The organism is Halobacteriovorax sp. ZH5_bin.2 (assembly GCF_043196375.1).
GTDB lineage: Bacteria > Bdellovibrionota > Bacteriovoracia > Bacteriovoracales > Bacteriovoracaceae > Halobacteriovorax_A.
The window spans coordinates 812,985-836,353 of the sequence record NZ_JBEBMJ010000001.1 but is presented as its reverse complement, the minus strand read 5'-3'; the positions used below and the strand labels follow the sequence as shown (position 1 = coordinate 836,353).

General features: G+C 37.8%; 16 protein-coding genes. 9 read left to right on the top strand and 7 right to left on the bottom strand.

Annotated elements, in window-relative coordinates:
• Positions 1-643: 643 nt before the first annotated feature.
• The gene (locus ABMA76_RS04085) at positions 644-1,186 is read right to left on the bottom strand and encodes a hypothetical protein (protein WP_393060997.1); all 543 of its coding nucleotides are present in this window, start codon (positions 1,184-1,186) and stop codon (positions 644-646) included.
• A gap of 237 nt (positions 1,187-1,423) precedes the next feature.
• Here ABMA76_RS04085 and ABMA76_RS04080 point away from each other — a divergent pair, with 237 nt between their 5' ends.
• Positions 1,424-2,623, top strand: a complete 1,200-nt coding sequence (locus tag ABMA76_RS04080) for a lytic murein transglycosylase (RefSeq protein WP_392909268.1) — start codon at positions 1,424-1,426, stop codon at positions 2,621-2,623.
• Between the two features lie 84 nt (positions 2,624-2,707).
• Positions 2,708-3,475 (top strand): STAS/SEC14 domain-containing protein, encoded by a 768-nt coding sequence (locus ABMA76_RS04075; RefSeq protein ID WP_392909266.1) that lies wholly within the window; start codon positions 2,708-2,710, stop codon positions 3,473-3,475.
• Positions 3,476-3,520: 45 nt separating this feature from the next.
• Here the strand turns inward: ABMA76_RS04075 and ABMA76_RS04070 are convergent, their stop codons facing one another.
• Positions 3,521-5,746 (bottom strand): NADP-dependent isocitrate dehydrogenase, encoded by a 2,226-nt coding sequence (locus ABMA76_RS04070; protein ID WP_393060995.1) that lies wholly within the window; start codon positions 5,744-5,746, stop codon positions 3,521-3,523.
• 194 nt (positions 5,747-5,940) lie between these two features.
• On the opposite strand from ABMA76_RS04070, the gene ABMA76_RS04065 reads away from it, so the two are divergent.
• Both ABMA76_RS04065 and ABMA76_RS04060 read left to right on the top strand, forming a co-directional pair.
• Entirely contained in the window at positions 5,941-6,846 is a 906-nt protein-coding gene (locus ABMA76_RS04065; RefSeq protein ID WP_392909262.1) for a DUF6607 family protein, read from the top strand.
• Between the two features lie 94 nt (positions 6,847-6,940).
• Entirely contained in the window at positions 6,941-8,062 is a 1,122-nt protein-coding gene (locus tag ABMA76_RS04060) for a hypothetical protein (protein ID WP_392909261.1), read from the top strand.
• On the opposite strand, the gene ABMA76_RS04055 is transcribed toward ABMA76_RS04060, so the two are convergent.
• The 4 genes from ABMA76_RS04055 to msrA all read right to left on the bottom strand — a co-directional run bounded on the left by ABMA76_RS04055 (position 8,059) and on the right by msrA (position 12,137).
• The gene (locus ABMA76_RS04055) at positions 8,059-9,159 is read right to left on the bottom strand and encodes a hypothetical protein (protein WP_392909259.1); all 1,101 of its coding nucleotides are present in this window, start codon (positions 9,157-9,159) and stop codon (positions 8,059-8,061) included. The genes ABMA76_RS04060 and ABMA76_RS04055 overlap by 4 nt on opposite strands.
• Entirely contained in the window at positions 9,152-9,499 is a 348-nt protein-coding gene (locus ABMA76_RS04050; RefSeq protein ID WP_392909257.1) for a hypothetical protein, read from the bottom strand. Before ABMA76_RS04050 ends, ABMA76_RS04055 begins: the two co-directional genes overlap by 8 nt.
• Before the next feature lie 2 nt (positions 9,500-9,501).
• Positions 9,502-11,004, bottom strand: a complete 1,503-nt coding sequence (locus ABMA76_RS04045; RefSeq protein WP_392909255.1) for a hypothetical protein — start codon at positions 11,002-11,004, stop codon at positions 9,502-9,504.
• A gap of 74 nt (positions 11,005-11,078) precedes the next feature.
• On the bottom strand, positions 11,079-12,137 hold the full coding sequence (gene msrA / locus ABMA76_RS04040; RefSeq protein ID WP_392909253.1) for a peptide-methionine (S)-S-oxide reductase MsrA: 1,059 nt from the start codon (positions 12,135-12,137) through the stop codon (positions 11,079-11,081).
• Positions 12,138-12,282: 145 nt separating this feature from the next.
• Here msrA and ABMA76_RS04035 point away from each other — a divergent pair, with 145 nt between their 5' ends.
• From ABMA76_RS04035 to ABMA76_RS04020, 4 genes are all read left to right on the top strand, one after another.
• Entirely contained in the window at positions 12,283-15,405 is a 3,123-nt protein-coding gene (locus tag ABMA76_RS04035; protein WP_392909251.1) for an efflux RND transporter permease subunit, read from the top strand.
• A 142-nt stretch (positions 15,406-15,547) separates the two neighbouring features.
• Entirely contained in the window at positions 15,548-17,836 is a 2,289-nt protein-coding gene (locus tag ABMA76_RS04030; protein ID WP_393060993.1) for an outer membrane protein assembly factor, read from the top strand.
• An 11-nt stretch (positions 17,837-17,847) separates the two neighbouring features.
• The gene (locus tag ABMA76_RS04025; RefSeq protein ID WP_392909247.1) at positions 17,848-19,590 is read left to right on the top strand and encodes a phosphatase PAP2 family protein; all 1,743 of its coding nucleotides are present in this window, start codon (positions 17,848-17,850) and stop codon (positions 19,588-19,590) included.
• A gap of 19 nt (positions 19,591-19,609) precedes the next feature.
• A complete protein-coding gene (locus tag ABMA76_RS04020; RefSeq protein WP_392909245.1) occupies positions 19,610-21,412 on the top strand; it encodes a hypothetical protein in 1,803 nt (600 codons plus the stop codon).
• Here ABMA76_RS04020 and ABMA76_RS04015 read toward each other — a convergent pair.
• Positions 21,409-21,990, bottom strand: a complete 582-nt coding sequence (locus ABMA76_RS04015; RefSeq protein ID WP_392909243.1) for a DNA-3-methyladenine glycosylase I — start codon at positions 21,988-21,990, stop codon at positions 21,409-21,411. The genes ABMA76_RS04020 and ABMA76_RS04015 overlap by 4 nt on opposite strands.
• A gap of 78 nt (positions 21,991-22,068) precedes the next feature.
• On the opposite strand from ABMA76_RS04015, the gene ABMA76_RS04010 reads away from it, so the two are divergent.
• Complete coding sequence (locus ABMA76_RS04010; protein WP_392859848.1) at positions 22,069-23,340, top strand: dicarboxylate/amino acid:cation symporter; 1,272 nt, start codon at positions 22,069-22,071, stop codon at positions 23,338-23,340.
• Positions 23,341-23,369: the final 29 nt, after the last annotated feature.

The following is a 23,369-nucleotide window of genomic DNA, read 5'->3' as shown; positions in this document are numbered from 1 at the left end:
AGCAGATCATCTAATTGAATGAGGAGGACGAGAAGCGAGGGAGCGCGCGACAGCGAAGAGCGAGCTGGATGCGAGCGGAAGCGACCGAGTCGGGCCGAACAAGGAGGCATGGAAGCCGACGTAGAGAGGCCGAGTCCTCCCGGCTGCGCCACATCGTGCGGCAAAAGTGCCCCAAAGGGCAGTTTTGAAGCACAGATGAATGTGATTCAAGGAAGCTAGCCGAGCAAAGCGAAGGCGCGGCTTACGGTTATGTAGCACTACCAAAATAAAGAAAAAGTGCCCCAAAGGGCAGTTTTGAAGCGCAGATGAATGTGATTCAAGGAAGCTAGCCAAGCAAAGCGAAGGCGCGGCTTACGGTTATGTAGCACTCCCAAAATAAAGAAAAAGTGCCCCAAAGGGCAGTTTTGAAGCACAGATGAATGTGATTTAAGGAAGCTAGCCGAGCAAAGCGAAGGCGCGGCTTACGGTTATATAGCACTACCAAAATAAAGAAAAAGTGCCCTAAAGGGCAGTTTTGAAGCACAGATGAATGTGATTCAAGGAAGCTAGCCGAGCAAAGCGAAGGCGCGGCTTACGGTTATGTAGCACTACCAAAATAAAGAAAAAGTGCCCCAAAGGGCAGTTTTGAAGCACTAAGAATTAATTAAAACTTACGACTAAAATTACACTCAACATAAGTCGAGTCTTCTGGACTATGGTTCTCGTTACTCCAAGCATGGTGAACACTCTTAGCGACACCACAACCAAAGTACATTGTCTTATCTGAATTATACTTAATAAGTGAGAACATATTTTCTTTTTCAAGAAGGCCATCATCATTACCAAAGTCTTCAACTTCTTCTCTTTGGTACTCTAAGTAGAGGCTGCGTGAATTATCAAGCGCAACACGAACCCTAGCACCATATGGAATATGCAAAGAATTGTCCTGTGCATTTAGATAGCGAATGGCGCGAACCCCAGCATAAGCTTCAACTTCAAAAAGCTCATCTTCACTTTGGTAACCTACGGCACCTGTTATATCACTAGGAATAATAGGAATACTTAACCTTACGTTGTAATATAGTCCTGACTCATCATATCTCTCTTCAACATCTTGAATAGCTTGCGCCTCGAGATTGAGATCAAGCTCGTTTGCAAATGAAGAAAATGAGCAAATAAGTGCAGTGGCCAACATAAGTTTTTTCATCTCTAGTCTCCTAAAAGGGGTCAGTGTTTAATTATCGTTTGAATAAAATGAATTAAAGAAAAGTTATCACTTAATAATTTCATTCTTTGCGAAATTGAAAATGTTTCCATGAGTCACAAAGTTTAGACACTTAACCATAATTAGATTTCAAGAACTTAAGTCACTAAATCATAAAAAGTTCTGACAATAGACACCTCGCGTCTTCAAATACAGAACCCTAGCGTGTACCTTCATCCAATGAAGAAACTAATCACAATAACGCTTATGGCAATCAATATTTTTGCCTCATCAACAACTCCAACAACAGAATTCAATGACTGGCTAAATGAGCTAAAAATTGAGCTTAATCAAGAACATGGCTTCTCATATGCCCTACTTGATGATGCCTTTGAAGGTGTCACATTTAATGATGATGTTATTAAGTATGACCGCAGGCAACCTGAGTTTGTTATGAGTGTCGGAAGATACCTAGACATTGTGATCAGTGAGGCAAGAATTGAAAAGGGTCAAAAGTATCAGGCCGAGCTAGAGAATATCTTCCTTGATATTTGGGATGACTATAAATTTCAAGACCGCTTCCTTCTATCATTTTGGGCCCTTGAAACAAATTTTTCATCGATTACTGGAAAGCTTGATATTATTCGCTCTCTTGCGACACTTTCATACGATGGGCGCCGATCTGCATTCTTTAAAAGAGAATTAATCAATGCACTAACGATGCTACAAAGAGGAATTTACTCATACCCAGGTGAACGTATGCAAGGCTCATGGGCAGGAGCAATGGGCTCAACTCAGTTTATGCCTTCAACAATGCTGGCCTATGCTATCGACTACGATAAAGATGGTCATATTAATATGTGGGAAAATCGTCGTGACTTCCTAGGCTCGTCGGCCAACTTCTTATCATCAGTTGGTTGGAATGGAGATGAAAGCTGGGGACATGAAATTGAACTTCCAAGTGACTTCGATTACTTCCATAGCGGCTTAAAATATAAAGAAGACCTACAGTACTGGATTGATCGTGGAATCACTTTAAAAGGTGGAACTCAGCTTCCATACACAAGTGGAAAAACAGCAATCTATCTGCCACAAGGAGCTAATGGACCTGCATTTATTGTTTATCCGAATTTCTTTACGATCTTTAAATGGAATAACTCTGAAAAATATGCTCTTGGAATAGGTGTTCTTTCTGACTTAATTGCCAAGCGTGGAGATTACTTTGATAAGTTTAACTTGAATGAAAAGTCTTTTATGTCATTTGAGATGGCCAAGAAGATTCAAGCAAAACTAAATGAGCTAGGTTTTGAAGCTGGGCCAGTAGATGGGATTCCAGGAAAGCAAACAACTGCTGCAATTCAAAGATTCCAACTATCTCAAGGAACCATTCCTGATGGTTACTTAACTAAAGAGCTGGCCGATCAAATTCTTTTAAAATAAATAAAATCTTAAGTTTAAATATCACACTCCTCTCCGATGAAGTAGTCACTATCTTAGTTAACACTTCACCGGAAAGGAGAATATATGTTGAAAGTGATGAAAGGGTTACAAAAGGGAATCGTCGGTATTGAGGGTTCAGGCCGTATTACTAAAGAAGATTACATTAATGTTCTTGAACCAATTCTAGATGAGGCCCTAAAAAAAGAAGAAAAAGTTGGTATCCTATTTTACTTAAATGAAACCTATGAAGGCTACACTCCTGGTGCTGTCTTTGAAGATACGGCAATGGGCCTAAAATATTTTAACGTCATGAAAAGATGTGCCGTTGTGACTGATAGTGCACTAATCACAGGAGCAGTGAAGCTATTTGCTCCAATCATTCCAATTGATTTTAAGTCTTACAATATTGACGAACTGGACGAGGCCAAAGACTGGCTTATGCGCGAAGTTGAGTCAGATATCGAATTTCATTTTGATAAGAATGACAATATCCTCACACTAACTTCCTTTCATCCCCTACGAGTTAATGATTTTGAAAAAATTCAAAATCTTCTCAATCAAGTTTATAAAGAAACTAAAATCATTTCTGGAATTATTCTAAACTCAGAACAGTTTCCAGGATGGGATGATCTAAGATCACTGCTTAGGCATTTTGAATTTCTTAAGGACAACCGCAAACACATTGAGAAAGTCGGCATTTGTACAAGTAATCAACTAATTCGAAACTCAGCTTCAGTTGTCAGTGATCATTTAGATAGTGTTGATGTTGCAGTCTTTGAGTACGGCGCGATTAACGAGGCACGGAATTGGCTGAGAAATATTGAATCGAAAGATGAGATGCGTGCCGTATGAAAGAAGGCCCTCTTTTTAGAGGGCCTTTTTTTGCTATTGTATTAATTAAAGAGAATCAATAACTGTGTTGAAAGTAGCTGAAGGTCTCATTGCCTTTGCAACTAATTCAAGATTTGGATGATAGTATCCACCCATATCAACAGCGCCACCTTGTGCACTATTAAGTTCTTCAACAATCTTCGCTTCATTTTCAACTAGATTTGAAGCTACTGGAGTGAAGATTTCTTTTAACTCAGCATCATCATTTTGATCAGCAAGAGCTTTTGCCCAGTACTGAGCTAGGAAGTAGTGAGAACCTCTGTTATCCAGCTCACCTACTTTTCTTGATGGTGACTTATCATTCTTTAAAAATGCAGTATTTGCTTCATCTAAAGTTTTTGCAAGAACTTTCGCTTTTGCATTTCCTGTTTTAATTGCAAGGTCTTCAAGCGAAACACCAAGTGCTAAGAACTCTCCAAGAGAATCCCATCTTAGGTGATTTTCAGCAGTAAATTGCTGAACGTGCTTTGGAGCTGATCCACCTGCACCTGTTTCAAATAACCCACCACCAGCAAGAAGAGGAACAATTGAAAGCATCTTTGCCGAAGTTCCAAGTTCTAAAATTGGGAATAAATCTGTTAGGTAGTCACGTAGAACGTTACCAGTTACTGAAATAGTATCCTCACCTTTGATGATTCTCTCCATTGAGTAACGGATTGCCTTTACAGGATCAAGGATTTTAATCTCAAGTCCAGCTGTATCATGATCTTTTAAGTACTCATTTACTTTTGTAATTAAGTTCGCATCGTGACCACGATTTTCATCTAGCCAGAATACTGCTGGAGTATTTGTAAGACGAGCACGAGTTACACCAAGCTTAACCCAGTCACGTACTGCAACGTCTTTTGTTTGACACATTCTCCAGATATCACCTTCTTCAACTGTGTGAGTAAATACAGTGTTACCTTCTGAATCCGTAACCTCAACAACACCTGCTGCTGGGATTTTAAATGTCTTATCGTGTGATCCATATTCTTCAGCTTTCTTTGCCATAAGACCAACGTTTGGAACTGTTCCCATTGTCTTTGGATCAAATGCTCCGTTTTCTTTACAAAAAGTTATAACTTCTTGATACATTTGAGCGTAACTTCTATCTGGAATACAGAATTTTGTATCTTCTTGATTTCCGTCTTTATTCCACATCTGTCCCGAAGTTCTAATTGCCGCAGGCATTGAAGCATCAATAATTACATCAGATGGAACGTGTAGATTTGTGATTCCTTTGTCTGAATCAACCATAGCTAGGCGCGGCCCATTTTCGATTGCTAGGTCTAGAGCACCTTCGATCTCTGCTTTCTTTTCAGCTGGAAGGCCAGAAAGCTTTGAGTAAACAGAACCAAGACCGTTAGCAGAGTTAACACCAAGTTCTTTGAACTCAGCTGCATATTTCTCAAATACATCTTTAAAGTAAACTTCTACACAGTGACCAAACATAATTGGATCACTTACTTTCATCATTGTTGCTTTTAAGTGAACAGAGAAAAGGATGTCTTTTTCTTTTGCATCGGCAATATTCTTAGCAAAGAACTCTCTAAGAGCATTTGCACTCATAACACCAGCATCAATGATTTCATCTTTAAGAAGAGATACTTTTTCTTTTAGAACAACTTCTGTCCCATCATTTTGCTTAAGAGTGATTTTAACATCTGTAGCATTTGGCATAATTGCCGACTTTTCAGAACCGTAGAAATCATTTGCATCCATGTGAGCAACGTGTGACTTAGAATCACTACTCCATGCTCCCATTCTATGTGGGTTTGCTTTTGCATATTCTTTTACCGGCCCTGCAACACGACGATCAGAGTTTCCTTCACGAAGAACAGGGTTTACAGCTGAACCAAGAACTTTCGCGTAACGAGTAGCGATGTCTTTTTCTTCATCTGTTGATGGTGCATCAGGGTAATTAGGAACTTTAAAACCGTGGTCTTGAAGTTCTTTGATCGCAGCTGAAAGCTGAGGAATTGAAGCTGAAATATTTGGAAGCTTAATGATATTAGCTTCAGCTTTTTTTGCTAGCTCACCTAAGAAAGCTAGGTCGTCTGATTGTTTTTGCTCATCTGAAAGAAATTCAGGAAAGTGAGCAAGGATTCTTCCTGCAAGAGAGATATCACGAGTTGTAACATCGATCCCTGCATGCTTTGTAAAAGCTTTAACGATTGGAAGAAGTGACTGAGTTGCTAGCGCTGGCGCTTCATCAGTAATAGTGTAAATGATCTTTGAGTTGTCTGACATTTTACATCCCGTGTTATGTGTTTAAAGAAATTTATAAAACGCCCTATTCTATAATAAAACCAATAACTTCGTCCATTGGCTGCGCATCACGGAAAAGTAATCCAAATTATTTACCTTAATTTAGTTTGACAACTCATACACTAGTTTTAATAATCAACCACCAAACCACACGCAATCATTTTCGGGGAGAAAAAATGAAATTTCTAGTACTTCTTACGCTTGCACTTCCAGTATTTGCAGGACTAACAATTGACAAGAATAAAGATATCCAAGAGATCAAAAAGATGACTGGATGCTATGCCATTAAATTTCAATCTGCTGAGACATTTGCTTATAGCAATGATTACGATTTCTATGATCGCTACGCTTCTGGTGCACTAGAGTGGATTTTTGTTGATTCAGAAAACGAAAATATGGTTAACCTTCAACATATTCTAGTTACACCACACGCTATTGTTAAGCACTGGAGACAACAGTGGGACTGGGAAGCGACAAATGCACTAGACTACAGGGGTTTTAGTAATTGGGATAATAAGGCCGTAAAGAACCCACAAGGCAATTGGGTTCAAAGAGTTTATCAAGTTGATGACTCTCCAAGATATGAATGTTCAGCACCATGGATTCACACGGACAAAACTTCGTACTGGGAATGTACAGCAAACGCTCCTCTTCCAAGAAGAGAGTTCTCTAAGCGAAGTGACTACAATGTTCTAAGAAGAACAAACCGCCACGAGCAGACTCCATACGGGCACGTTCATGATCAAGACAATATCAAATTAGATATGCTTGAGAATGGAATGCAGCTTAAGCTGGCCATGGAAAAGAGCTACAATACTTACCAAAGAGTTGACGATAGCCGCTGTCAACCAGCGATTGATTGGTGGAAGACTCATAAGTACTTCTGGCGTGATGTTGTTAGTGTATGGGATAAGGAGCTTTACTCTGAAGACTCAGTGAAGATTGACTTTAAGAAAACAGGTGCGCCTCTATGGGCAAGACTATTTGAGTTGGATGAGCAAATGAGCACAAGACCTGCCTACGACTCAAAAGAATCAACTCAAAAAATCAAAACGATTATTCAAAATCACATCCTAAGATAGAAATACAGGGCCTCACCAATTGAGGCCTTTTTTTGGCCTTCCAATTGCTTATATATAGGTAGTTATAATTTAAACTAAACAATTATAGGCACTTATGAAAAAGCATCTGTTCTTTTTATTTACACTTTGTACACTTTCTACGCAGGCAAAGCTCTACTATGCACCTGATGGTTCACAATACGAGCTGGGAGAATGCCAAAATGAATGTATGGATAAGCTCGCTCAAGAGACGCCAACACGTGTTCTTCAAATCGTTGAAGGCTCTCGCTATAAAGACTTTCTATTAAGAGAGGCCCTTACAAAGTATCTAGAAAATGAAAATATTGAAAATTTTGATAAACTCTACAAAGATTCATCATATGATAACTTTTGGCTCATGAATAAACGTCACACTACAGAGATGAATATCAGTATAAAGAATGCTAGTGACGATCAAAAGCTTACGGCCGCTATCGAATATATAAAGAATAACCCAGACAAGATTAAAGATAACTATCCCCTTATTAATGAATTAGGGCAACTGGTGGCCGCTAAGAATAAATCAGAGTTTGGTATTTCTAGTACAGAGAAAGAACTTCTTAGCGAATTAGATAGACAAAAGAAAATAAACCTTGGAGATCTCATCCAAGACCTCACTCACTATGACACGACTAAAATGAGTGGCCTCTATGAGCTACTTTCATTTGATAAAAGACAAGATGTCGTCTGTCAGCATATTGATGAGGAGGTAGCATACTTTGATGAATACATGACAGAAGATTGCCGAGAGTATGAAGAATGTCTTGAACTTACAGAGTCTACAATTTCCTCAATGAAGGATACATTTAAAGAGTACCTATCATACACTTGTGATGGTAGCTCCCTTAGCGACAATATTGATAACATTAGAGAACATGCAAAAGACACGCTCTCTTATATGTTTCCAGATATCGTTGCTAAGCTAAATTACAAAACGATGATGGATGAATGCTATGATTGTGGTGTAACAAAAACGCAAGACTATATTATCGATACACGCATTGTTCAAGAGGCCAATAAGTTCTTTAAAGTAACAAAGAGATGGACACAGGGCTGTGATGAGCTAGTACGAGAGAGTTCATTCTATAATATGGAAAGAAGAGCTTTAAAAAAGTTAAGAAAATATCCAAATCTTAAAATTAATGATGTCCAAACAAAGAGCTCAACATGTAAGGTACGATTGGATGCTACTAACTAATCTTCAGTATATGTAACGAGTTGATTTCCTAAGTCTTTATAGGCCTTAAAAAGTGAATCCTCGTTTACCCATCCACTATCGTTAAAGACATCAAAGTTCTTTCCCCAACTATTGTGGACTCGGTATTGATTGCGACATTTATTTTGATCATCACAGATCTTTCTAAAACCACTTAATAAGTACGCATGACCACCACAATAGCGTTGCCTCTGCTCTTTTGGACACATTTCCATATACCTAACAGAAGGGTCATCACAATAGCGAGTCCAAGTACAACTTGAAATAGCAGCAGACTTATCCTTTTCAAAAAGTTCAGTCATTTTTTTTCTAAACGTATCGACATCAGTGATTCGCTCTTGCTTAAAGCCAATGGGCGGCAGCTTAACCTGACTTTTGTCTTCCTGGCACTTCTTAGGAATAAGTACTTCATTTAAAAACTCTTCAAATGCATTTATTGAAGTGATCCTAGTTGCTGCTCGTGAAAGGTTGTCTAGCATCTCAGAGCTAAAAGGAAAGAAGTCTTTAAAAAAGTCTTCTGAACACTTATTACAAACACCATCTTTTAAAGAGTTATCCTTGACCTGATGGTAGATCTCATTAATTGCAAGCAGTTGGGGATAGTCGACAATTCGAAAGTCATTATCAGGATTGTTGAAATTTTCAATTTGTTGATAAGGGGCGCACTCTTCTTTTGCAAATTTAAGACTTACCTTCTCACCTTTTGTTAAGGCATCAATAACTTGAGAAAGGTTTCCACCGTTGAGTCCAAGAAATTCACTTTGGTTTCCTGACTTTAGTTGAGTTTTTCCTAGAACATCTAAAACAGAGATTTGATCGTCTTTTGTACAGTTACCACTTTTTAAGCATGACTGATCCATTAAAGAAGTCATGGCAAATAAATAACATGTCCCAAATCCATCTTGATCGCGAACAATCGGGTTCGTTTTTACTTCTACTTTATTAACAACTTTTTCACTTCCCATTGGAGGAAGGTATTGATAAGCGCCATGTTCATACTCTTTCCAACGCATATCTTCAGTGATCACCAACGAAAAAGCAGGAAGAGAAAACATAAGAATAACTAACGATTTAATCATGGATTAAACTCCATGCACTCTTTAGGCTTCCATCAGAAAAGAGGCAAAAGCCATACTGATTATTATCCTTATCTTTTAAGATTTTATACTGACTATTTTTAAATTCCTTGCAGGCCTTTGATCCGGGATGTCCAGTAAGCCCAATTCCTTTCTTTGGGACCACTTTAGCATTCAGGCATAACTTAGAGCTTAGGCACTCTTTATTCATCAGTGAATGATTCTTTCCCTGATAAATCTTCACTTCTTTAAACTCACCTTTCTTATAAATCTTCATTACCTGAAAATCTTTTTCCACAGCAAAAGTAAGGAATGGGATTAGAAAGATCAATGCTATTTTCACGTCTAGCCTTCTGCTCTAAAGAATGATTGGATACGGCCAAAGAACTTTTCAATCCAACTTCCCTCAACTGATGAAGGATTTCTTTGGGCCTCTTGAGTCTCGGCCATAACCTCTGCGACTTCCTCAAGAGCAAGATCCATTTCATCACCGTGCTCAATTGAAACCTCAGGGCTAGACTCTTGAGACTTTGGTTCAATTTCTTCACCATTTTCATCCACTTCAGTAACTGTTGCTCTCTCCTCTAGCTTAGATCTTTGATAAAGATAGATTGGCGTTGAAGCAGGAACAAATTGGATAAGTTGGCCAATAAGGCTTCTTTTATGAGTGATACTAATATCACCACGAGCAACGGCCTTCTCTTCAGCGGCCATCATACGCTCATAAAATTTTGGGTCTACAGTTTTGGCATGTTCTTTTAAGATTTTCCATTTCTTTACCGCAAGGGCATCAACCATACGAGCAAAAGTAACAAGAATTTCATCTTTAGGAACAGATGTATTTACATTCTTTAAGTGGGAATAGCTCTTTTCAACATCATTTTTAAAACTCTTTACGATACTATTGATTTTAGGGAAATGAATATTTCTTGCCTGTGCATTGTAAAAAGCCTGAAAGACACGAACGGCGCGATACTTTCCAATTCGCTTTGATTTATAAACAAGCCCCATAATCGAATCAATGATTTCAGGCTGAAGCATAAGTGAGATTAGCCAATTTACAACCTCAGCATTTCTCTCCTTCTTAAGCTTTGTTAACAGGGCCACAGGATTCTCGTGAACAACTTTAGTTAGTTCCTCAAGATCAGGTCTTTTTACCCCTTTAAAGAATATAGGTAGGCTGCGCTGTTCTTTCTCACTCTCCACACCAAGATTTGCTAGTAGGATCTTAAGCTGCTCCTCACATTCACTATGACAAAGGTCACTTCCATTTAAATCTCTTAAGTGCTCTCTCACAAGTCGATATTCATAGTAGTGATTACCAATATGTAGAAGGTTGCTTTGTACTTCTTTATCTAGTTGAATTTTAAAAATTTCTGGAGTTGGTGAATTTTCAAATTTTGATAGAATAAATTCTTGAAATTCACTTCCATAGCCTTTTGAACTAACGTAGCTCTTTAGTTTCGTTTTTGTGATCTCAGTTGATTCGAATTTCTTATTAATATCTGAGAGTCTTTGAAATGAAATAAAGTTCATTTCAAAGTCACGAAAGAAAACTTCCCAGTCTCTTACATTCACTGAGTAGTGTTTCGTAAAAATATTATTATCAAGCCTCTCAATCTTCTTCCAAATCGCAAGTGTTGTTGCTGGCTCTTGATGCTCACTTGAGTTTCTTAAACGATTATTTAAAATCTCAAGCTTATTGATCTTCTGTTTTAGTGCATATTCTGGTGTGTCATAGAAAGAACTCTTTCTCATTCCTAAAAATGACTTAAGAACGCCACCACATGATGCAAATGAATTAAACGTAAAATTGAATACAATTAAATAGGTAAATAATCTTCTCATAGGCCCTCGTCGTCTTATCGGTGACTTGGGCCTAATCTTTAAAGAAAAGAGCTTAAATCACAATGTGATTTCAATTACTTAAACAGGGACAAGTACTGTCCATAGCCTTCTTTTTCAAGGTCGGCCTTGGGGATAAAGCGCATGGCAGCTGAATTAATGCAATATCGTTTACCTTCGGGACCAGGGCCATCATCAAATACATGACCTAGGTGTGAGTCTCCGCTTGAAGAGCGCACCTCTGTTCTTGTCATAAGTAACTTATTGTCTTGCTTAGTACTAACAACTTTTTGATCAATTGGTTTCGTGAAAGCTGGCCAGCCAGATCCTGAATCATATTTATCAAGAGAGCTGAAAAGAGGCTCACCAGTCACGACATCAACATAAATCCCCTCTTCTTTATTATCCCAATACTTATTAGCAAAGGGCCTTTCCGTTGCATCGTTTTGAGTTACTTCAAATTCGAGTGGAGATAACTTCTCTTTTAGTTCTTTTAGATCAGGTTTCTTATACATAACTTTATCCTTTTTATTTTCAAGTTTTTTCTTTTCGCATTTTAGAGGTTTTGAAGCGACATCACGAATATAGCCACCTCTTCCTGATAATTCTTTATAAGCATTATAGCGTATCGGATTCTTCTTATAATAGTCCTGATGATAATCTTCTGCTGGAAAGAATTTGTGGGCCTTTTCAATGGCCGTAACAATTGGTTTGTCATACTTCTTACAGGCCTCAAGATTATTTTTTGAATTTAGGGCAATTTGTTTTTGCTTTTCACTATCGTAAAAAATCACAGTACGATACTGACTGCCACGATCCGCGAATTGCCCTCCACTATCAGTCGGGTCAATATTTTGCCAGTATATCTCAAGTAACTCTTCATAACTAACAAGGGAATCTTCGTAGGTAACCTGAACGACTTCAACATGGCCACTGCCTCCACTTGAAACCTCCTGATAACTTGGACTCTCTTTTGCTCCCCCCATATAGCCAGAAACAACGGAGCTTACTCCTTTAAGCTTCTCAAATGGCGCTTCCATACACCAAAAACAGCCACCACCGAATGTTGCTGTGGCCTTGGCCGCAAAGATACGAGGACTTAACGCGACCAACATAGTTAAGAGAACAAACTTCATTTTACCTCCGTGAAACTTTCTTTTACTTCCTTCGTATAAGTATTCGTCGTAGATAACGAAATTGTTACATCCTAATTTTAACACAAAGGTCAGTGGCCGACTGAAAGAGTTTGACCTCGTGATTTAGGCTACTTAAAATTAAAATATGAAAAAATTTATACAATACTTTATCGATAATCTTTTAATTTCTAACGTTCTATTCTTCAGTGTCTTTGTGATCGCAATTTTTGCTTGGACTAAAATTCCAAAAGAAGAAATGCCTGACTTCGAATCCCCTTATGTTAGAATCGTGACAGTCTTTCCAGGGGCCAGTGCCGAAGATGTTGAATTCTTTATCACTAAGCCAATTGAAGAAGAATTAAAAGATGTTGCTGGGATTGAAGAGGTTCGCTCTGTTTCATCAACAGGTTCAAGCTCAATTACAGTTGTTATGCTTGAGAATTACCCTAACCCAAGAGAAGTGTACTTAGATATTCAGGATGCGGCCCTTCGTGCAGATCTGGCCAACGAAGCCGAACTACCAACCTTTCACCAATTCAAGTCATCTGAAAAAGCATATATTGATATCGGTTTCTATCTTGAAGGAAAGAGAGACTTATCAGTAGAGGATCGCGAACGCCTACAACAATTGGTTAGAAATTTTGAAACCCAAGTTAAGACTTTACCTGCTGTCTCTGGTGTTGACCGCAGTGGTTATCTTGATCCAGAAAATCATATTCTTCTAAGTCCGACAAAAATTAAAGAGAATAAAATCTCCATTCATAAAGTTGTCTCAAGCTTAAGAGAAAGTCATATTAGAGCACCGATTGGTGTTCTTGAAGACACTCAACAATCAAAGGTTACATCAATCAATGAACTGATTGATGAGAGCGACTTTAAGGACCTCCTTGTAACGGGAAATTATGAAGGAGAAGGTGTCACGCTTGATCAGATTGCGACTTTCAGAAAGTCTTTCGAGAAAACAAATAGCATCTATAAAATCAATGGCCACGAAGGAATCATGCTGAACTTAAAGAAGAGTCATAACGTTGATATTCTTGAAGCAAATAAGGCCACTGTTGCCTTTATTGAAAAATATAAAAAGGGTCAACTTGATGATCTTAAAATCGTAACTCTAGATGATGAATCCTATGATGTTAAGAATAGACTCGCTATTGTCGCAAGTAATGGACTGTTAGGATTTGCACTTATCGTGCTTGTTCTCTTCCTATTCCTCGACTTTAAATCGGGAATCTGGGTAAGTATGGGGATTCCTTTTACTCTTTGTTTTACCCTGATTTGTATGCTTATTTTTGATTACACAATTAATAATATGACTCTTGCAGCAATTATTATTGTGATGGGGATTGTCGTCGACGATGCCATTATTGTCGCAGAAAATATTGGCCGAATCACAGAGGATCACAAAGGAACCCTGAAAGAGTTAATGGATAAGGTAACATCAAATGCTGCAAGCCTCTTGATGCCAATCACAAGTGCTATTGCAACGACTTGTGTGGCCTTCCTTCCACTTCTCTTCTTTGGCGGTTGGTTTGGAAAGTTTGTCTATGTCTTACCATTTATTATTACAATGATGCTTGTGGCCTCTTTACTCGAGTCTTTTACAGTTCTTCCGGCGCACGTTTTCCAACGTAAGCCTAAGAAGAAGCATGAAGTAAGTTGGTTTAGAAAATATGAAGGTATTTATGCTAGCGTTCTAGAAAAGGCCCTAAACTACCGTGCTCTAATTATCGTGGCCTTTATTGCTTCAACTGCGCTTTCTGGCTACCTCTTCAAAACCAAGCTGAAGTTTGTCATGTTCCCAAGAGAAGAAAGTAAAGAGCTAAGTTTAAGTGTTTACACAAAGAAAGGTACGTCAAAAGATGAAATGAATGAGTACCTAAAACCAATCGAAGATATACTTCTTTCACAAACGAAGGAGCTAAGTATCGTTGGCTTCCGTTCAAATGTGGGACAATCAAGACGCGGTGGTGCAGTTAATTACAATCGTGCCAATATCAATATTGAAATTCTACCGGCAGATGAAAGAAAGCTCTCGGCCAACCAGATTATCGATATTCTTAAAGACAAAATGAAAGATCTGCCAAATATTGAGCAGGTGCGCTTCTTTAAGTCTCGCTGGGGAAGTGGTTCAGGATCAACGATTGAAATACAAATTCAAGAAAATGATGACAAGATCAGAGCAGAGATCGCAGATCTACTTGCGCAACACCAAAAGAATAACAAGACTCTAAAAAATGTAGAGATTGAAAGGCCAATTAATACAAAAGAATATAATTTTAAAATTAATCAAAATGAGATTTTAAGATTTGGGCTTACGCCAAGTGATGTAACCACTTCCCTTCGTACTTTCGTCCAAGGAACAGTTCTCTATACTCTTAAGAGTACGGATGAAGAAGTTGAAGTTAGGCTTACCGTGGCCAAGAACTACAAGGTTGATATTGAAAGACTAAAGCAACTAAGAATTGATAATGGTAAAGGTGGATACGTTCCGATTTCACGCTTTATTACAATTGAAGAAGTGATTAAACCATCTAATATTGAGCGCGTCGATTATAAGCGAACAACCATGGTATACTCTGATATTGAAGAGAGCTCAGGCATTACTCCTCTAGAAGTAGCAGACCATTATGAGAACGAGGTTTTTCCAGATATCTTAAAGAAGTATCCTTCATCAATTATTAACTTTGTAGGTGAAATTGAAGAGACAAGAGAATCAACTGGTGATTTTATGATGGCCGGCTTCCTCGTTATCGCTCTTATCTATATGATTTTAACAATACAGTTTAAATCCCTTTCTGCACCTTTAATTATTATGACAATTATTCCTATTGGTATTTCTGGAGTTATCTATATTCTCATGGCCCATAATATGGAGATCTTTGGTTTCTTCGCAGTTATTGGTGCTCTAGGAATGGTTGGGGTTGTCGTTAACGACTCCATTGTCCTCATTGATAAACTCATCAAAGACACAAAGTTTACTACTGATAAGAAGGAGCTATACAAGCAAATTGGTCAGATCTCTTCAACGAGACTTAGAGCGATTATCCTGACGACCCTAACAACTGTTATTGGCGTTCTGCCAACGGCCTACGGCTTTGCGGGGTACGATTCAATGCTATCTGAGATGATGTTAACGATGGGTTGGGGCCTTGCAATCTCAACAGTCATCACATTATTCTTAACACCTGCAATCTTCTCATTTTTGTCGAAGTTTCTAGTGACAGAAGACCTCCCAGAAGAAGAGGCGTTCTTAAATAATAACTAATACCATAAACACCTGATATCACGACTAAAGATCATGATATCAGGTGCCTTCTCCAATAAAATAAATTGTCTACTTTTTCAACGCCCCTTTACGATTTTTCAACATAACGAAATCAAAGACTAAATAATGTTAATTTCTTCATATGATCAAATTCAGTATTTCGAAGAAATTCCTAATGATGCTTCTAGGCACCTACCTAGTGTGTACATCTTTGGCCTTTGGCCAAGATTCTACAGGCGAGCTTGAGCTCTATATTCAAGAGCTTGCTATTTACAATGACCTAGGTGAAAACGTAGGAAGTAAATTAATTTATGGAATTAATGAGCTTGAAACAAAAATTGGAGAAAAGCTTGATGTTGAAAAAATCACAAATGATCTCGAGAATCTAAAAAAAGAACATGAAGAACTTTATGAGAATGTTGAGCTAGAGGTACTCCCTCTTGATGAAACACATGTCTCAATAAAGTTTGAAATGCAAAAAAAGAGACTTATTAAAAGAATTATTATTAAGCTTTTTGACAATGAAAACTTAGAAGATGAAATTGATAACAACCTACGAGAAAAGTTAAAGCTTCGCCGAGGTGCTTACTTTAAATCAAAGCAGATGCTTGAAGACTTAAACAGGATTGAAGATTTTTACAAACTAAAAGGTCATGCATTAGTAGAAGTAAAGAAGAGCTTAAAGCTTAATCGAGAAGATGAAATAAGCATCATCTTTGATATCCATCTAAAATCAAAAGAGATCAAAATTGATAATATCGATTTTGTAGGAAATCATTCCATAACGTCGCGACAATTAAAAGAGCTTATCTCTTCAAAAGAAAGTCACCTCTTTTCCAAGAATCTTTTTATAGAAAAAGTATTTTATGAAGATGCAGAGACGATTAAGAGACACTATATGGAGCAAGGCTTTATCAACATCGAGGTAACTCCATCATTTAAAATTAATAAGAATAAAGCGGACCTACACTTTACGATAAAAGAAAACAATCAGCTTAAACTCGATCATTTAACGATTAAAGGAAATACTGTCTTTTCAAACGACGAGATATTAAAAACCTTAGCTATCAATCTACCATCTGCTTTCTCAATAAAAAAACAGAGAGAAGCAATTCAAAACCTTAGAGAGCTCTATGGCCAAAAAGGATATGTATTTGCTCATATCACAATGAACTACGATCATGCCAAAAGAAGTGCTAATTTAAATATTGAAGAAGGTAGTTCTCAAAAAATAATCAAAATGGAAATTGTCGGAAACACAAAGACATCTCCAGAAGTAATTTATGAAATGATCTCTATCTATAATGGACAAGTTGTTGATACTAAGAAGATTAATGAATCAATTTTAGCTCTTTATAAGAGTGGGTATTTCAAAGATGTAAAAATTGATTACACTCCAATGACTAAGAACGCTGGAAAAATCATTATTCAGGTTCAGGAGAATAGTACACAAACAATTCAATTCTCATTAGGCTCTGTTTATGGAGGTGCAGGTTTTGGTGTTTCACTAAGCGATGGCAACCTTTTTGGGACAGGGAGTTCTCTGGCCTTAACAACAATGATTTCAAAAGAGATCAATCGTATTGGACTAGTCTATAATGACCAACACCTTTTCGGAACAAATATTAGTCTAAATATCTCGGCCAATCATGATACTGAAAGAAGCTTTCACTATAACGAAAATAAAACTGCTATTCGAATTCTTTTTGAGAAGCAGCTAACTAAGAATATCAAGCTTGGTTTAGGGACAAGGCTTGAGTACGTCTCTGTTAATAGTCTTTCACAACAATATGCTTCTGAAATTGATCTTTCAGATACAAAGGATATTGTTAGTGGTCTTATCGGATCATTTGCCTATCAATTTGAAGAATCAAGTGAAGAAGGACTAAGAACGAATGGAGCGATTTCAATTCATCTACTCCCCTCTTTTAACCAACAAGACCTCTTCTTTAAAAGTATTGTGAACGCACAGCTCGCACGAGATCTTTATCGTAACCAAGACGGAGCTGCACACCGTCTATCGGGAAGAATTACACTGGGCTACGCTTCTGAGCAGACACCATTTTATGAACGTCTCCAGGGAGGTGGAAATGGAACAATTAGAGGTTTTGAATACGGCTCAATCAGTAAGGATGGCCAGCTTGGATCAAACTCAATGGTCTCGGCCAATCTAACCTATAGCATGCCTATTTATAAAGACGTCTTTAGTGGTGTTCTTTTTCTAGATGCTTTTAGTCCTGGTGATAGCTCATTTGCTCTTGATGACTTTAGACTTGTCGGAGGTCTTGGCCTAAGGGCAAAAATGGATGCTGGTTTTGTTTCTGAAACATTTGAGGCAGGTCTAACAATTCCACTAATTAGTAAAGACGGCGACATAACAAAACCATTCTATTTTATTATCGGGGAATACGACCCTGCTTATAACCTATAAGGAGATTAAATATGACTATAAATCAATTATCTCAAATTATTACGGCCTTGGCCTTGCTAGGCTCATTAGGAGTCCAAGCAAAGGGTCTAGAAGTTTGTGAAAGACTTCAAAAGGACATCAAGCTTGAAGAAGTCGATTTTCAAGAAGCATTAAATGATGCACATGACCTGTCTGGATCTGCAAAGCATTGTAAGGCAGCAAGAAGCTATCAATTGGCCCTAGTGAAGGATCAGAAGCTTGCCCTTGATCAAGGTGTTGATATTAAATTACTCAACGAGCTCTATAAAGGAAATTTCTTAAATGACTATGCAAATTTCTCACTGTCACTAAAGAAGCTTGTTAAGAATCACCCTCAATCAGAGACGATTCATTACCAACTTGCAGATCTCTACAATCAGAACTTACCTACTGATATAAAGAATATGCCCATTGGAAATTTCGTCAAGGCCGATGGTAGTGCTAATGATATCGTCAATGAAGCAATTATGATTCAGGAAGACTTCTTAAAGAATTACCCTAGCTCAATAATGGCCAATGACATCTCAAATAAGCTCAATAATTCAAAAACTAAGAGATTAGAGAAGACTCTATCAGATTTTAAATATGAAATTTGGCTTAATAAAAAGTCCAAAGACAAGGATATCTATGAATATCAAGCGGCCCTCTTAATGGAGGAAGTCGCCTCTAATGAAGATGGCCGAGTAAAGGCAAAGTCCCTTTTAGAGTTGTTTGAGTTATATAATGACCATCAATCGAAGCTAACAGATGCGAAAGAAAGAATGGCACAAATCGCTTATCTTTTAATAAGCGAAAGTGAGAATGTAAAAAGTCGTGAAATCAAGAGAGTTAATAAAGAACTTAAGAAGTCACAAGTTAAAATAACAAAAGCTGACGAAGACCAGTTAAATCAGGAAATCCAAGAAGTAAGTGAGATCAAAAAGTCTCTTCTTAGTGACGCTGACTTAAAAGAGTTAATTAAGAATAAGAAAGGCCGCGACCGTTCAATCTTTATGCCTATTGAGTTTTCTGACTCAGAGAAATCGCTGATGCTAAGAACTCTAGGAGTTGTCGGTGTGATGATGGCATTTGATAAGCCAATGATGGATTTTGTTCAAGACAATAAGAATGACACACTAACAACGATTACTGACTTTACAAATAATTACGGTGAAGCAGCTGGTCTTGTTCCACTAGTGGGAGCATCAATGGCCATAGGCCTCGTCTTTAAAAATGACCAATTCAAGCGTGCGGCAGTTAGAAGTGTTGGTGCCGTTCTCATTGGGCAACTGGCTACGCAACTTCTTAAGTCACTAAGTTCTCGTGCTAGACCTCGTGAAGGAAAAGGGCCTTACCACTTTGATGGTGTAAATTTTGGTCGAAATAATACGTCATTTTCTTCGGGACACTCAGCAGGAGCTTGGTCCGTTATGACAGTTTTTGCCACAGAGTTCAAAGACACTAAGATTGTTCCAATTGCAGCTTATTCACTAGCAGCACTAACAAGTTTTGCACGAGTTTATAAGAATGCTCACTGGTTCTCAGATGTGACTCTAGGAGCACTAATTGGATGGGTATCCGGTAAGTTAATGTATAAATTATTTGATAAAAAACAAGACGGCCCAGTAACATTTACGCCTGTAACTGGTGACCTAAACGGTGGTGCGGTAACATACAAAGTAGAAGGACAAAAGGACCTTAGGGCCTGGCCAATTGACTACTATAAATTAGTATTTTCACCAGAACCTAAAGAATAACAAAGCTTAAGGAAGTTAATTGAAAGCTATTTTCACTCTAATATTCACAATAATCATTGCTCTAGGTACTAATACTAGTACCTGGGCATTTGATTTTGTCGTCGAGGAAAATCACGCCGTTTTAAGAGATATCGAGAGTCTCGTAAATAAGAGATGGCATAACCTCGAAGAGCTTCAAGATAATCAAGAATGGATTGATACTCAACTTAAGCTTCAATACTTCGGTACAATATATCAAAAAGGATGGACTGGACCTAAGGTTCAAAGAAGTATCTACCCCACTATTAACGGACAATTTCTTGTGGTGGATTCAATTACATTAAATGCGCCAGTTTTAGAACAGATGGCCTATATAGGAGTTAATTTTCTTTTTAAAACAATCCTACCTGTTGTCCAAGGTTCACCTATTGAAGAGAGAAAGTTTTCAAAGGTAACAACAGTTAGTTCTTATGAACAGGCCATAAACCTGAATCATATGAAGGTTAACGAGCTGCCACTGACAAGAGAGAAGCTTAATCAATTGAGTGATGGTGAGCAGATCAATACAGTTCTTATGAGCGGATTTGCAACACGTATGAATTTAATCTGGTTGGATTTTCTTGACGTCGTTATCCCCATTTTAGATCGCTTTGGGCCTAAGGCAAAATTTAAGGTCATGAAGTCTCTTGATATTACAATTGAAAAAGCTGCCCATGATATTGCATTGATTACAATTAAGAACTTAAGTGAAAGATCAAAAGGCCTAGGCTCGGGACTAAGTATTTTCTTAGATGAGGTTATCGATCTTCCAATTTCAATTGGAATTAATGGATCTAATGGCTACTCTCCTATCGTATTTAACTACAAGAAGAGAGAGCGTAAAATTAACGAAATTGTCTATAAAGTAGATCTGAGTACCCAAGAAGGACTTGATGCCTACATAAGTTTTCTTAGTCAGGATTTCTCAAAGCTTCAAGATCTTGAAGAAGCTAGAAATAAGAGCGTTGATCTTTATATTCAAAAAGAAGGCGATGTCAGAAATAGTGAGTTCAATTGGGGACTTAATCTATTGCTTTGGAAATCTGGTGCACGCTACATAAAAGAAGATGGAAAGTACACGACTACATTTAATAATGGAGATGCCTACAATTACGACATCGTTGAGCATAAGAAGATTACTGATCACAAAGGATTTTCCGGAGCTGAAAAACGCAGCTTTGAAGTTAAAGCAATAATCCCAACCAACGTTGATGCTACTTCAAGCTTCAGTATGGAGCTTAGTTATTCTTACGTTGATGAAATCGCAACAGGAAAAGAGCTAAATAAAGAGGCCGATCTTCTCTATGAAAGATACCTCGACAATGGCATGAGAATCGATTTTGATAGAAAGAAGAAATACGGCAAGGTTCAAATTTACTCTTCATTGATATTTTCAACAAAGGCGATTTCAAAGCTTATTCATTCAGAAGACTTTGACCTATGGGAGTCCATAGCTCTTGCCTTTGATTATACAAACTCACTAATTTGGATTGATGAAGGAAAGAGACGACAATTTGAAAGAAGTAACTATGTTTACGAAGACTCCCATAATGGACAAACAAATCGCCTTTCTCAAAGAGAAAAGAAAAAACTTAAGCAGTTAGAGAATCTAAAACTAGCAAAAAAGATCTATCGTATACTCGATAGACTACGCTCTAATGAGTTAACAAAAGATAAGGCAATTCTACTAGTTGAAAGTCTTAGAAGATCAAAGCTTGGACCAAAGCTACAACGCACGATGGTCAATATCATTGGCCTAAACGACCTTATGGGACAAGGTTATATTAGAGGAACGATCTATTAAACTTTAAGTTTTCTAAGTTTCTTTCCATGTAGGTAACAATTTTGGCCATGATCCTGAACAATTCCACAGGCCTGCAAGAAAGCATAGATAATCGTACTTCCCACAAAGCGGAATCCCCTCTTTTTCAAATCTTTTGAAATTTTATCACTTAACTCAGTCTTAGAAGGATAATCTTTTAGACTTGCAAAGGTATTATAAATTGTCTTTCCATTGGTGAATGACCAAATATACTTATCAAAGCTTCCAAATTCTTTTTGAACTTCGAGAAAATATTTAGCATTCGATACCGTTGACTCAACTTTTAGGCGATTTCTAATAATTCCTGGATCTAACAAGATCTTTTCAATCTTGGCAGGAGTGATCTTAGAAACTTTCTTTACGTCAAAGTTATAGAAAACCTTACGATAATGATCTCTTTTGTTAAGAACAGTTTCCCAGCTTAGGCCGGCCTGTGCGCCTTCTAAAATGAGGAATTCAAAGAGAGTTCTATCGTCGTGAACAGGTCTTCCCCACTCTTTATCGTGATAATCGACATATTGTTTATTGGACAACTTTAACCATGCGCATCTTTCTTTCATAAGAAGTATTATAAACCTTTTTTTAATTCTAATTAAGGATTAAAATAATCATTCATGTACTTTCAGAAAGGATAATAAATGAGTAAAGTAGTCAAAAACTTAAGCTTCTGGGTACTCGTCGCAGGTGTACTTGGATATATTTTAGGATCAATCTTTGGTGATCCACTTTGGGCAACGTCAAAAAACCCACCAGATATTTATCAAATAATCGTCATGATTAAAGATGTCTTCATCAGCTCTCTTAAGATGATGATTGCACCAATGATCTTCTTCTCCCTAATTGGTGGGATCATTAGTATTGGTGAGATCACAAAACTTAAGTCCATGGGAATGGTGACAATTACTTACTATATCTCAACGACAATCATTGCAATTATTATTGGATTAACAGCAGTCTTCTTTATCCACCCATGGAAAGACTCTGGGGTAACGATAAAGACGAAAGATTCAATTCAGCAGCAAAAACCTGCAAAGTTTATTGCTGAAGGCTCAAACTCAATTCCACTTGTTATTAAGAATGTTTTTACTACAGCACTTGTCAATCCATTCCATGCCCTAGCAAATAATAATATTCTTGGAATTGTGACTGCAGCACTACTTCTAGGCTTATCTTTACTTATTGTTCATCATACCTCGAGTCCTCTTTATCAAATTGTTAAGGATCTCAATATCGTCATTAACCGGGTCCTTCACTGGATCATTAATCTGAGTCCAATAGGTATTTTTGCCATCGTTTTTGATTTTAAAGTCAAAGTATCAGGAGATATCTTTTCAGAGCTTCTCTCATTTGCCCTTTTAGTTTTCGGTGCAACAATGGTTCATGGACTTCTAGTTCTGCCATCAATTGCTTGGTTCTTTGGTGGACTAAACCCTGTAAAATTATTTAAGAAGACTGCAAGGCCTTTACTTCTTGCTCTCTCAACAGCGTCGAGTTCTGCAACTCTCCCTGTAACAATGCAAACTTGTGAAGAGGAATTAGGCGTTTCAAAAGGTGTTAGTGGGTTTGTTTTTCCACTAGGTGCCACAATGAATATGGATGGGACGGCCCTGTTTGAAGGGATTGCAGCGATCTTCTTAGCAAACCTTTATGGAGTCGAGCTTTCAGGAGTTGCCATGTTTTCCATCTTCTTTATGGCCATGCTCTCTTCAGTAGGTGCCCCAGGAATGCCGTCAGGTTCAATGTCAGGGATGCAGATGGTGCTTTTGGCCGCGGGGATTCCGCTGGAAGCAATTGGTATTCTTCTGGTAATTGAAAGGCCTCTGGATACTTTTAGAACGGCCGTAAACGTTGAAGGAGATATAATTGGAGCAGTTGTTACCCAAAGATACTTAGATAAGAAATTAACATAAAAACAAAAGGCCGCATGAAGCGGCCTTTT